The sequence below is a fragment of the Burkholderia sp. BCC0419 genome, from assembly GCF_902830285.1.
Lineage (GTDB): Bacteria > Pseudomonadota > Gammaproteobacteria > Burkholderiales > Burkholderiaceae > Burkholderia.
In genome coordinates this window covers 137,198-150,120 of the sequence record NZ_CADESR010000005.1, presented here as the reverse complement: position 1 = coordinate 150,120, position 12,923 = coordinate 137,198, and the positions used below count along the sequence as shown (strand labels likewise).

Below are 12,923 nucleotides of genomic sequence, written 5' to 3'. Positions count from 1 at the left end.
ATGCATTCGCATCCCGAAGCGGCCGATACGCTGATCGTCGGCGCGCAGCTGTACGACGGCACCGGCGCACCGCCCGTCACGCGCGACGTCGCGATCCGCAACGGCGTGATCGCGGCGATCGGCAACCTGTCGAACTGGCTCGCCGAGCACGTCGTCGACGCGAACGGCCGTGCGCTCGCGCCGGGTTTCGTCGACGTGCACACGCACGACGACACACACGTGATCCGTGCGCCGGAGATGATCCCGAAGATCTCGCAGGGGGTGACGACCGTGATCGTCGGCAACTGCGGGATCAGCGCGTCGCCGGTGACGCTCGCGGGCGATCCGCCCGACCCGATGAACCTGCTCGGCGAGCGCGGCGCGTTCCAGTACCCGACCTTCGCCGCTTACGTCGCGGCCGTGAACGATGCGCGCCCGGCCGTGAACGTCGCGGCGCTCGTCGGCCATACGGCGCTGCGCAACAACCAGATGGACCGCCTCGACCGGGCAGCGACCGACGGCGAGATCGCCGGCATGCGCGCGCAGCTCGAGGAGGCGCTCGCGAACGGCGCGCTCGGCCTGTCGTCGGGCCTTGCGTACGGCTCCGCGTTCGCGGCGCCGGCCGAGGAAGTGATGGCGCTCGCCGAGCCGCTCGCCCAAGCCGGCGCGCTGTACACGACGCACATGCGCACCGAGTTCGACGCGATCCTCGACGCGATGGACGAGGCCTATCGCGTCGGCCGCCACGCGCAGGTGCCGGTCGTGATCTCGCACCTGAAGTGCGCGGGCCCGTCGAACTGGGGGCGCAGCACCGAGGTGCTCGCATCGCTCGAAGGCGCGCGCCGCTACCAGCCGGTCGGCTGCGACTGCTATCCGTACAGCCGCAGTTCGTCGACGCTCGACCTGAAGCAGGTGACGGGCGACATCGACATCACGATCACGTGGTCGGAGCCGCACCCGGAAGTCGCGGGCAAGCTGCTGAAGGCGATCGCGGCCGACTGGGGCATGACCGAGCAGGAAGCCGCGCAGCGCATCCGCCCGGCGGGCGCCGTGTATCACAACATGTCCGAGGACGACGTGCGCCGGATCCTGTCGCATCCGGCGACGATGGTCGGCTCCGACGGCCTGCCGAACGATCCGCTGCCGCATCCGCGGCTGTGGGGCGCGTTCCCGCGCGTGCTCGGCCATTACGTGCGCGACACGAACCTGCTGCCGCTCGAGGAAGCGATCCGCAAGATGACGTCGCTGTCCGCGCGCCGCTACGGAATCCCGCGGCGCGGCGAGGTGCATGTCGGCTACCACGCCGATCTCGTGCTGTTCGATCCGGCGCGCGTGATCGACGCCGCGACGTTCGAGAAGCCGCAACAGCCCGCGCACGGGATCGACGCCGTGTGGGTGAACGGCGTGCTGACTTACGAAAATGGCCAGCCGACCGGCGAGCGCGCCGGCGGTTTCGTCGCGCGCGGCGAGCGCGTGCCGGCCAGTGCCGATGCGGCGTTCTGAACGCGGCGGGTGTTCCGATCTTCCGTGCGTGCCGCTGTCGGCGCGCGCATCCGTAACCGAAATTTGAGGAGTGAAACGATGAAGCGATATGGCGTAGGCGAAGCGAAGGGAACCGGCGGCCAGGTGATGCCGTTTGCACGTGCGGTCGAGGCCGACGGCTGGCTGTACGTGTCGGGCCAGACGCCGATGGTGAACGGCGAGGTCGTCGAAGGCGGGATCGTCACGCAGTCGAAGCAGACGATCGAGAACGTGATCGCGATCCTGAAGGAAGCCGGCTACGGCCTCGAGCACGTCGTGCGCTGCGGCGTGTGGCTCGACGACGCGCGCGATTTCGCGTCGTTCAACAAGGTATTCGTGTCGTACTTCGGCGAGAACCCGCCGGCCCGCGCGTGCGTGCAGTCGAGCATGGTCATCGACTGCAAGGTCGAGGTCGATTGCATCGCTTACAAGGCGCCGGTGAAGTAACGCGGCAAGGGCGGAAGCTGTACAACAAGGCCGGTGCATGGACGTGCACCGGCCTTGTTGCATTTGACGAAGTCGATGCGAGGGCGAAGATGGGCGGAGGGCGTTCAAATGCAACTCGGTTGAAGTAGGTATGAGCAGCACCGGAACTTTGCATTGTGTGACGAAGTTTTTCCAACGGGCCTCAACGTGGCACACCTGTCTGAGTGGGCTGCGACAGCGAGCCGTGGCTGCATGGCGCGATTCGCCTGGTACAACCGCCTTTCAAACCAGAGGGCGAGGTGTTTTGATGGAAACCGTGCGTTGGGATGAGATCGAGGTCTTCGTCCGATCAGAGGTAGGGCTTGGCAAGTCGATGCCGTTGTCCGCCGCCACGAGGCTTTGGGAGGATCTGGGCCAGACCGGCGACGAAGCCGACGATTTCATGGGCCGCTTTTTCGAGCGTTTTTCCGTCGATGCCGGCGACTTCGATTTTCACCGGTATTTCCTGATGGAGGGCGAAGGGGGCTTCTATTCGTTGTTTCGCCGATGGGTGCTCCGAAAACCGCACGCTCTCGAACGGGAACCGATCACGCTGGCGATGCTGTACCGCGCAGCGGTTGAACGGAAATGGGATGCGCGGCAACTGACCGAGCTGTCGTGAAATGGTGATTCGAATCGCAATTTTGATGTTGGCGCTCTCGCTTAACCACAGCGCGGATGCGGGCACATTGTCTGATAGCGCGCCACCCGGAGGGGCTGTACCCACTGTTGTGTCGGAGTCGGTCGAAATCGTCAGGAACGGCGCGTGGTCGGCTGACATCAGCGGGGACGAAACGGCGGATATGTGTCGTACGTTCGTTCTTCGGCGTGCGGATGTCAGCGCATTTTTCAAGCGTGCGAACCGCGTAACAGAACGGGCGTACAGCCATGACTTGGACGCCGCGAGTTGCTATGCCGAAGGCGAAGCGCGTCTAGCGGGTGGTGGCGCGGCGAAATGGAGGATAGACCAGGCAAGGCGAGGCTTCATTTCCATGCACGATGGTCGAACAATCTATCTGTATTGTCCGAAGTGCCGGGCCGACGTATTCGCACCGAATTAGAGAGGCGCGCCTTCCGCAAACAGGCAGTGTTGGCGGACCGAAAATGTCCGCCAACTCACTCATTTACTGCCGCGCAGTCCGCGCGTTATCCGGCATCGGCTGGTTGTAGTTGGTGCGGAACGGGTTGATGTCGAGCCCGCCGCGGCGCGTATAGCGCGCGTACACCGCGAGCTTCACCGGTTTGCACGCATGCAGGATGTCGAGGAAGATCCGCTCGACGCACTGCTCGTGAAAGCCCGTGTGGTTGCGGAACGAGATGATGTAGCGCAGCAGCCCCGCATGGTCGATCTGCGGCCCGACATAGTGAATCTGCACACTGCCCCAGTCGGGCTGCCCCGTGACCGGGCAGTTCGAGCGCAGCAGGTCGGACACGAGCGTCTCCTCGACCGGCGCTTCGTCCTCGGCGTCGGCGGCCGACAGCAGCGACGGATCGGGTTCGTACACGTCGGTGTCGAGATCGAGCCGGTCGAGCGACAGCCCGTCGAGCTCGTCCATCTGCAGCTTGCGGAAATCGTGCGCCGACACCAGCTGGACCGACACGCTCGCGCCGCACGCGGCCGACACGTCGCGCTTCAGCACGTCGCGCACCGCGTCGACCGAGTCGAACTTCGACTGCGCAAACGAGCCGAGATACAGCTTGAACGATTTCGATTCGACGATGTTCGGCGATTCGGCCGGCACGTAGAACGTCGCGATCGCGACCTGCGGCTTGCCGCGCGCGTTGAGCCACGACAGCTCGTACGCGTTCCAGATGTCGGTGCCGAAGAACGGCAGCGCCGACGTGATGCCGAGCTGCTCGCGCGCGCCGGCGCGCGGAATCGGGAACAGCAGCGACGCGTCGTACTGCGCCGCGTAGACGGTGGCCTTGCCGAGCGGGGAATGTTCGGGATTCATCGTGTGACGCCTTTACGACAGGAAGAGGCGGTAAGCCGGGTTGGCGCTCTCTTCGACATACGGATAGCCGAGCGCCGCGAGGAAGCGTTCGAATTCGGCGCGATCGGCCTGCGGCACCTGCAGCCCGACGAGGATCGAACTGTAGTCCGCGCCCTGGTTGCGGTAATGGAACAGGCTGATGTTCCAGTCCGGCGCCATCGACGACAGGAACTTCATCAGCGCGCCCGGCCGTTCCGGGAATTCGAAGCGGAACAGGCGCTCGTCGAGCGCGAGCGGCGAGCGGCCGCCGACCATGTAGCGGATGTGTTCCTTCGACAGCTCGTCGTGCGTCAGGTCGACGCTGTTGAAGCCGTGCGACTCGAAGTTCGCGGCGATCTCCGCCGATTCGCCGCGGCGCTTGATCTGCACGCCGACGAAGATGTGCGCCGATTGCGCATCGGCGATCCGGTAGTTGAACTCGGTGACGTTGCGATCGCCGACCAGCGAGCAGAAGCGCTTGAAGCTGCCGCGTTCCTCGGGGATCGTGACCGCGAACACGGCTTCGCGCGCTTCGCCCACCTCGGCGCGTTCGGCGACGAAGCGCATCCGGTCGAAGTTCATGTTCGCGCCGGACGTGACCGCGACGAGCGTCTGGTTCTCGATGCCTTCGCGCTCCGCGTACAGCTTCGCGCCCGCGACCGCGAGCGCGCCGGACGGCTCGAGCACGCTGCGCGTGTCCTGGAACACGTCCTTGATCGCCGCGCACAGTGCGTCGGTGTCGACGGTCACGACGCCGTCCAGGTATTCGCGGCACAGCCGGAAGGTTTCCTCGCCGACGAGCTTCACCGCGGTGCCGTCCGCGAACAGGCCGACCTCGGTCAGCTCGACGCGTTCACCGGCCTTCAGCGACTGCGCCATCGCGCACGAATCCTCGGCCTGCACGCCGATTACCTTGATCTCCGGGCGCACGGCCTTCACGTACGCGGCGACGCCGGACGCGAGACCGCCGCCGCCGATCGGTACGAAGATCGCGTGGATCGGGCTCTGGTGCTGGCGCAGGATCTCCATCGCGATCGTGCCCTGGCCGGCGATCACGTAAGGATCGTCGAACGGGTGGACGAACGTGAGGCCGCGCTCTTCCTGCACCTTGACCGCATGCGCGTACGCGTCGCTGTACGACTCGCCGGCCTGGATCACCTCGACACCCGGGCCGCCGTGCGTGCGCACCGCGTCCACTTTCACCTGCGGCGTCGTGATGGGCACGACGATCACCGCCTTGACGCCCATCCGGGCCGCCGAGAACGCGACGCCCTGTGCGTGGTTGCCGGCCGAGGCGGTAATCACGCCGCGCGCGAGCGCGTCCGCCGGAATGTGCGCCATCTTGTTGTACGCGCCGCGCAGCTTGAACGAGAACACCGGCTGGTTGTCCTCGCGCTTCAGGTACACCGGGTTGCGCAGCCGGGCCGACAGGTTGCGGGCCGGTTCGAGTTCCGTCTCGATCGCGACGTCGTAGACGCGCGCGGTGAGGATTTTCTTCAGGTAATCGTGGGATGCCATGGGCGCTCGCGTGCAGTGCGGATGCAGACGGTAAAAGATCAATGATAGCGCCAAGGGTCCGCCCGCATGCAAGCGGCATGCCGAGCGCACCGTCGCGGGGCCGCACGGGCGGCGCGTTCGCGACGCCGGGCGTCCCGCTTTTACCGGTTTAACCGCACGGTTACCGACCGGACGGACGGCGAATGATCGCGCGAAACCGCGCAGAACCCCGCCCGGCGCGGCTCGCGGCGATAGCCCCACGACCTGTCCGGCGTGTCACGGGCGGCCCGATCATGGGTTAGAATTCCGTTTTGAATCAAGGATTCGGAAGATGCAGAGGCACCCTCGGATCGCACCGTTGAAGCCGACGCCGCGCGCAGCCAGCCCCGCGGCCGAACGGCATGCGCGCCGCGCGCGATCGTGCTGATGATTCCGAGTGCCGCCAGGCCCTGTCGCCGGCCAGGAGGGGCGAGTCGCCCGCTCCGGCCCCATGAAGGACAGCCGCGCGCCTGGTAACAGAACAGATTTCCCCAAGATTGCGCCCACGCGCTTGCCGACGCCCGTGCACGGGATATCGGCCCTCCGAGTCGTCCGAACATGAACGCACCACAAGTTTTCGATCCGAATGGCGCGGCCGCCGCCGTTGCCGCCGACCCCGCGCCCCGGTTGCGCGAGATTCCCTACAACTACACGTCCTTCTCGGATCGCGAGATCGTGATCCGCCTGCTCGGCGAAGAGGCGTGGTCGGTGCTCGACGAACTGCGCGCCGAGCGCCGCACGGGCCGCTCGGCACGGATGCTGTATGAAGTGCTCGGCGACATCTGGGTCGTGCGCCGCAATCCGTACCTGCAGGACGACCTGCTCGACAACCCGAAGCGTCGCGCGCTGCTGATCGAGGCGCTGAACCATCGCCTGACCGAGATCGGCAAGCGCCGCAGCGCGGATCTCACCGCGCACCGCGACGACGCGGGCCGCGAGCGCGCGTCGCGCGTCGAGATGCTCGAGACGGCCGCGCAGCGCGCGGTCAACGAGTTCGCCGACGAATTCGACAAGATGGCCGACCTGCGCCGCCGCGCGACCAAGGCGCTCGGCCGCTGCACGCAGAAGGACAACATCCGCTTCGACGGGCTGTCGCGCGTGTCGCACGTGACCGACGCGACCGACTGGCGCGTCGAATACCCGTTCGTCGTGCTGACCCCCGATACCGAAGCCGAGATTGCGGCGCTGATCAAGGCCTGCTTCGAGCTCGGCCTGACCGTGATCCCGCGCGGCGGCGGTACCGGCTACACGGGCGGCGCGGTGCCGCTCACGCCGTTCTCCGCGGTGATCAACACCGAGAAGCTCGAACAGCTCGGCGCGGTCGAACTCACCGAACTGCCGGGCGTCGCGCACAAGGTGCCGACGATCTTTTCCGGCGCGGGCGTCGTCACGCGCCGCGTGACGGAAGCGGCGGAAGCGGCCGGCTACGTGTTTGCGGTCGATCCGACCTCGCTCGACGCATCGTGCATCGGCGGCAACGTCGCGATGAACGCGGGCGGCAAGAAGGCCGTGTTGTGGGGCACCGCGCTCGACAACCTGGCCTGGTGGCGAATGGTCGACCCGGACGGCAACTGGCTCGAAGTCACGCGCCACGAGCACAACCAGGGCAAGATCCACGACATCGCGGTCGCGCGTTTCGAGCTGAAGTGGTTCGACGGCGCGTATGCGCCGGGCGAGAAGCTGCTGCGTACCGAGATGCTCGAGATCGAAGGCCGCCGGTTCCGCAAGGAAGGCCTCGGCAAGGACGTGACCGACAAGTTCCTCGCCGGCCTGCCGGGCGTGCAGAAGGAAGGCTGCGACGGGCTCATCACGTCCGCGCGCTGGGTGCTGCACAAGATGCCCGCGCACACGCGCACCGTCTGCCTCGAATTCTTCGGCCAGGCGCGCGAGGCGATCCCGAGCATCGTCGAGATCAAGGACTACCTGTTCGAGACGTCGAAGCAGGGCGGTGCGATCCTCGCGGGCCTCGAGCACCTCGACGAGCGCTACCTGCGCGCGGTCGGCTATGCGACCAAGAGCAAGCGTAATTCCTTCCCGAAGATGGTGCTGATCGGCGACATCGTCGGCGACGATGCCGACGCGGTCGCACAGGCGACGTCCGAAGTGATCCGGATGGCGAACGGCAAGAGCGGCGAAGGCTTCGTCGCGGTCAGCGCGGAGGCGCGCAAGCGCTTCTGGCTCGACCGCAGCCGCACGGCCGCGATCGCGAAGCACACGAACGCGTTCAAGATCAACGAGGACGTCGTCATCCCGCTGAACCGGATGGGCGAGTACACCGACGGCATCGAGCGGATCAACATCGAGCTGTCGCTGAAGAACAAGCTGCAGCTGGTCGACGCGCTCGAGGCGTTCTTCCGCGGCGGCAACCTGCCGCTCGGCAAGACCGACGACGCGAACGAGATCCCGAGCGCGGAACTGCTGGAAGACCGTGTCCAGCAGGCGCTGGAACTGCTCAAGCGCGTGCGTGCACGCTGGGAATTCGTGCGCGACCGGCTCGACCAGCCGCTGCGCGAGGCGCAGCACTACCTGGTGCAGCTCGGCTACGAGGCGCTCGCCGAGAAGTTCGCGGATCGCGCGGACGAGCAGCCGGGCGCGACCGTGTTCCACATCACGCAGGACCGCACGGTCCGCATCTCGTGGAAGCAGGAGATCCGCGCGGAGCTGCGCGCGATCTTCAACGGCGGCGCGTTCAAGCAGATCCTCGACGAAGCGCAGGCGATCCACAAGCGCGTGCTGCGCGGCCGCGTGTTCGTCGCGCTGCACATGCACGCGGGCGACGGCAACGTCCACACCAACATCCCGGTCAACTCCGACAACTACGAGATGCTGCAGGACGCGCACGCGTCGGTTGCCCGCATCATGACGCTCGCGCGCTCGCTCGACGGCGTGATTTCCGGCGAGCACGGGATCGGCATCACGAAGCTCGAGTTCCTGACCGACGACGAGATCGCCGAATTCCGCGCGTACAAGCAGCGCGTCGACCCGAACGGCCGCTTCAACAAGGGCAAGCTGCTCGACGGCGCCGATCTGCGCAACGCGTACACGCCCAGCTTCGGGCTGATGGGCTACGAGTCGCTGATCATGCAGCAGTCCGACATCGGCGCGATCGCCGATTCGGTGAAGGACTGCCTGCGCTGCGGCAAGTGCAAGCCGGTGTGCGCGACCCACGTGCCGCGCGCGAACCTGCTGTACAGCCCGCGCAACAAGATCCTCGCGACGTCGCTGCTGGTCGAGGCGTTCCTGTATGAAGAACAGACGCGCCGCGGCGTGTCGATCAAGCACTGGGACGAGTTCAACGACGTGGCCGACCACTGCACGGTGTGCCACAAGTGCGCGACGCCGTGCCCGGTGAAGATCGACTTCGGCGACGTCACGATGAACATGCGCAACCTGTTGCGCAAGATGGGCAAGAAGAAATTCAACGCCGGCAATGCGGCGGGCATGTTCTTCCTGAACGCGACCAATCCGCAGACGATCAACCTCGCGCGCGGCGTGATGATGGGCGTCGGCTACAAGGTGCAGCGCTTCGCGAACGACATGCTGAAGAAGGTCGTGACGAAGCAGACGCAGCACCCGCCGGCGACGACCGGCAAGCCGCCCGCGGTCGAGCAGGTGATCCACTTCGTCAACAAGAAGATGCCGGGCAACCTGCCGAAGAAGACGGCGCGCGCGCTGCTCGACATCGAGGACAACAAGATCGTGCCGATCATCCGCAACCCGAAGTCGACGACCGTCGATTCGGAAGCGGTGTTCTACTTCCCGGGCTGCGGCTCCGAGCGGCTGTTCTCGCAGGTCGGGCTCGCGACGCAGGCGATGCTGTGGGAAGCCGGCGTGCAGACGGTGCTGCCGCCGGGCTACCTGTGCTGCGGCTATCCGCAGCGCGGTTCGGGCCAGTACGACAAGGCGGAGAAGATCGTCACGGACAACCGCGTGCTGTTCCACCGGGTCGCGAACACGCTGAACTACCTCGACATCAAGACGGTGGTCGTGTCGTGCGGCACCTGCTACGACCAGCTCGCGGGCTACGAATTCGACAAGATCTTCCCGGGCTGCCGGATCATCGACATCCACGAGTTCCTGCTCGAGAAGGGGATGAAGCTCGACGGCGTGACGGGCACGCGCTACATGTATCACGACCCGTGCCATACGCCGATCAAGACGATGGACCCGGTGAAGCTCGTCAACGAGCTGATGGGCGCGGAGAAGGACGGCTACCAGATCGAGAAGAACGATCGTTGCTGTGGCGAATCGGGCACGCTCGCGGTTACGCGCCCGGACATCTCCACGCAGGTCCGCTTCCGCAAGGAAGAAGAGATCCGCAAGGGCGCCGCGAAGCTGCGTGCGATCCCCGTCGTGGCCGGCGATGCGCCGGCGCCGGCCGCCGCGGGCGCGAACGGCCCGGACGTGAAGATCCTGACGAGCTGCCCGTCGTGCCTGCAGGGCCTGTCGCGCTACAACGAGGATGCGAACATCGAAGCCGACTACATCGTGGTCGAAATTGCGCGCCAGGTGCTCGGCGAGAACTGGATGGCCGATTATGTCGCACGGGCGAACCATGGCGGGATCGAGCGCGTGCTGGTCTAATGCGGGCATGACGACCGCCCGACCGGGCCGGGAATGAGCGGGCGCCGGCGCAGCCATGCCGGCGCCGGTCCATATGGGAGCGACGATGGAATGCGTGTTTTGCCGTGAAGACGGCGGCGAGGTGCTCTGGCAGGACGATGCGCTGCGCGTCGTGCTGGCCACGGGCGAGCACGACTACCCGGGCTTCTGCCGGGTGATCTGGGGCGCGCACGTGGCCGAGTTCTCCGATCTCGGCGAGCCCGAGCGGGCACACCTGATGCGCGTGGTCTACGCGGTCGAGCGGGCCATGCGCCGCGTGATGCAGCCGAACAAGGTGAATCTCGCGAGCCTCGGCAACATGGTGCCGCACGTGCACTGGCACGTGATTCCGCGCTTTTCCAACGATGCCCATTTCCCGCAGCCCGTGTGGGCGCCGCGCCAGCGCAGCGTGTCCGAGGCGCTGCTGCGCTCGCGCGCGGCGCAGGCCTCGCTGCTGCACAATGCGGTGCGCGAGGAAATTCAACGCATGACCGATTCGAGGCAGCCATGAGCGGTTTGACTTCCACGACGCCGATTCCGTCCGGCGTCGTCGTGCACGCGGTATCGCGCGTGCTCGAATTGCAGTACCCGAACGGCGAGAACTTCCGGGTTCCGTTCGAGCTGATGCGCGTCTATTCGCCGTCGGCCGAGGTGCGCGGCCACGGGCCCGGCCAGGAGACGTTGCAGACCGGCAAGCGCGAGGTGACGATCACCGCGCTCGAGGGCGTGGGCAACTACGCGCTGCAGCCGACGTTCTCCGACGGCCATTCGACCGGCATCTACTCGTGGGACCTGCTGTACGAACTGGCGACGCAGCAGGACGCGCTGTGGCGCGACTATTTCGACAAACTGAAGGCGGCGGGCGTCGAGCGCGACGCGCCGATGCAGGCGGCCGGCGCGCCGCACGGCCACTGCCACTGAAATCGACGGCGCCCGCTCGGCGCCGTCTTGCCATTTACTGAGGATCAACGCGATGAGCAAAACCCACTTCGGCTTCGAAAGCGTCGAGGAAAACGAAAAAGCGAAGAAAGTGGCGGGCGTGTTTCATTCGGTCGCGAGCAACTACGATCTGATGAACGACCTGATGTCGGCGGGCATGCACCGCGCGTGGAAGGCGTTCACGATCGCGCAGGCGAACGTGCGCCCCGGCTTCAAGGTGCTCGACATCGCGGCCGGCACCGGCGACCTGACCAGGTCGTTCGCGAAGGCGGCCGGGCCGACGGGCGAGGTCTGGCATACCGACATCAACGAATCGATGCTGCGCGTCGGCCGCGACCGGCTGCTCGACAAGGGTGTCGTGACGCCGTCGCTGCTGTGCGACGCCGAGAAAATTCCGTTTCCGGACAACTACTTCGACGTGGTCACGGTCGCGTTCGGGCTGCGCAACATGACGCACAAGGATGCCGCGCTCGCCGAGATGCGCCGCGTGACGAAGCCCGGCGGCCGCGTGATGGTGCTGGAATTCTCGAAAGTCTGGGATCCGCTGAAAAAAGCGTACGATCTGTATTCTTTCAAAGTATTACCGTGGCTTGGCGACAAGTTCGCGAAAGATGCTGAAAGTTATCGGTATCTTGCTGAATCTATCCGGATGCACCCCGACCAGGACACGCTGAAGACGATGATGGAACAAGCGGGCCTCGATGCCGTCAAATATTACAATTTGTCAGGTGGCGTGGTAGCTTTACACCTAGGGACCAAGTACTAAGGGGTTCTTTCCCTACATTCGTCTTACATTCGGAGAAGCTGATGTCTGAATCGCGTTCGTTGTTCAACCGTAGCAAACCGTCGAAGCCGTGGGCTCGACGGGTCGGCACGCTGCTGATGGTCGGCCTGCTCACGGCCGGCACGTTCGCATCGCTCGACGCCGAAGCCCGGCGCATGGGCGGCGGGCGCAGCATCGGCCGCCAGAATTCCACCGTCACGCAGCGCCAGGCCACGCCGCCTGCGCAGCAGCCGATGCAGCAGGCCGCGCCGTCGCAGGCGCAGCGTGCGAACCCGGCTGCGCCCACGCCGGCCGCGCAGCCCAACCGCTCGCGCTGGCTCGGGCCGATCGCCGGTCTCGCGGCCGGTCTCGGCATCGCGGCGCTGCTGTCGCACTTCGGCCTCGGCGGCGCATTCGCGAGCATGATGGCGAACGTCATCGTGATCGCGTTGCTCGCGATGGTCGGCATCTGGCTGATCCGCAAGTTCATGAATCGCCGTCGCTCGCAGGAGCCGGCGTATTCGGTCGGCGGTGCTGCGTCGTCGTCGGGCGGCTACTCGCAAAGCCCGTCGTTCCAGCAAGGCAACACCGGCAGCAACTACGCGGGTAGCGGCAGCAGCTATGCGAATGAAGCGCAGGGCGTGTTCGGCGGCGGTGCAGCGGCCGCCGGCGCGGCTGCGGCGGCAGCGGCGCCGCTGCAGGTGCCGGCCGGCTTCGACACCGAAGCGTTCCTGCGCAGCGCGAAGGTCTACTTCGTGCGCCTGCAGGCGGCGTGGGACCAGGGCAACCTGGCCGACATCCGCGAGTTCACGACGCCCGAAATGTTCGCCGAGATCAAGATCGACCTCGACTCGCGCGGCAACGACGCGAACCAGACCGACGTCGTGCAGCTCGACGCGGAACTGGTCGCGATCGAGGATCGCGGCATCGAGCAGTCGGCGAGCGTGCGCTTCCACGGGCTGATCCGCGAATCGGCGAATACGTCGGCCGCGCCGTTCGACGAGGTGTGGAACCTGTCGAAGTCGGGCAGTCAGGGCTGGCTGCTCGCGGGTATCCAGCAGATCAACACGCACTGAGCGTGGCCGGCGGCCCGCGCCGCCGGGCACCCGGGCAGCGGCCGCCGCACTGCGACCGCTTGCCGCCCG

At 66.2% G+C, this 12,923-nt stretch carries 10 protein-coding genes; 8 read left to right on the top strand and 2 right to left on the bottom strand.

Annotated features, from left to right (window positions below; genetic code table 11):
- The 3 genes from HWW87_RS24460 to HWW87_RS24450 all read left to right on the top strand — a co-directional run bounded on the left by HWW87_RS24460 (window position 1) and on the right by HWW87_RS24450 (window position 2,587).
- On the top strand, window positions 1–1,482 hold the full coding sequence (locus HWW87_RS24460) for a D-aminoacylase (protein ID WP_175822481.1): 1,482 nt from the start codon (window positions 1–3) through the stop codon (window positions 1,480–1,482).
- A 78-nt stretch (window positions 1,483–1,560) separates the two neighbouring features.
- Complete coding sequence (locus HWW87_RS24455) at window positions 1,561–1,947, top strand: RidA family protein (RefSeq protein WP_124453562.1); 387 nt, start codon at window positions 1,561–1,563, stop codon at window positions 1,945–1,947.
- Between the two features lie 286 nt (window positions 1,948–2,233).
- Complete coding sequence (locus HWW87_RS24450; protein ID WP_175822480.1) at window positions 2,234–2,587, top strand: DUF1493 family protein; 354 nt, start codon at window positions 2,234–2,236, stop codon at window positions 2,585–2,587.
- Between the two features lie 502 nt (window positions 2,588–3,089).
- Here HWW87_RS24450 and queF read toward each other — a convergent pair.
- Entirely contained in the window at window positions 3,090–3,920 is an 831-nt protein-coding gene (gene queF, locus HWW87_RS24445) for an NADPH-dependent 7-cyano-7-deazaguanine reductase QueF (RefSeq protein WP_175822479.1), read from the bottom strand.
- Between the two features lie 12 nt (window positions 3,921–3,932).
- Window positions 3,933–5,456, bottom strand: a complete 1,524-nt coding sequence (gene ilvA, locus HWW87_RS24440) for a threonine ammonia-lyase, biosynthetic (protein ID WP_175822478.1) — start codon at window positions 5,454–5,456, stop codon at window positions 3,933–3,935.
- Between the two features lie 576 nt (window positions 5,457–6,032).
- On the opposite strand from ilvA, the gene HWW87_RS24435 reads away from it, so the two are divergent.
- The 5 genes from HWW87_RS24435 to HWW87_RS24415 all read left to right on the top strand — a co-directional run bounded on the left by HWW87_RS24435 (window position 6,033) and on the right by HWW87_RS24415 (window position 12,854).
- Window positions 6,033–10,058 (top strand): DUF3683 domain-containing protein, encoded by a 4,026-nt coding sequence (locus tag HWW87_RS24435; protein ID WP_175822477.1) that lies wholly within the window; start codon window positions 6,033–6,035, stop codon window positions 10,056–10,058.
- Between the two features lie 85 nt (window positions 10,059–10,143).
- On the top strand, window positions 10,144–10,587 hold the full coding sequence (locus HWW87_RS24430; protein ID WP_175822476.1) for an HIT family protein: 444 nt from the start codon (window positions 10,144–10,146) through the stop codon (window positions 10,585–10,587).
- Window positions 10,584–10,997, top strand: a complete 414-nt coding sequence (locus tag HWW87_RS24425; RefSeq protein WP_175822475.1) for a DUF971 domain-containing protein — start codon at window positions 10,584–10,586, stop codon at window positions 10,995–10,997. Before HWW87_RS24430 ends, HWW87_RS24425 begins: the two co-directional genes overlap by 4 nt.
- A gap of 52 nt (window positions 10,998–11,049) precedes the next feature.
- Window positions 11,050–11,781: a bifunctional demethylmenaquinone methyltransferase/2-methoxy-6-polyprenyl-1,4-benzoquinol methylase UbiE gene (gene ubiE / locus HWW87_RS24420; RefSeq protein ID WP_027785403.1), complete on the top strand. Its 732-nt coding sequence runs from the start codon at window positions 11,050–11,052 to the stop codon at window positions 11,779–11,781.
- 41 nt (window positions 11,782–11,822) lie between these two features.
- On the top strand, window positions 11,823–12,854 hold the full coding sequence (locus tag HWW87_RS24415) for a TIM44-like domain-containing protein (RefSeq protein WP_174388614.1): 1,032 nt from the start codon (window positions 11,823–11,825) through the stop codon (window positions 12,852–12,854).
- The last annotated feature ends 69 nt before the right edge of the window (window positions 12,855–12,923 follow it).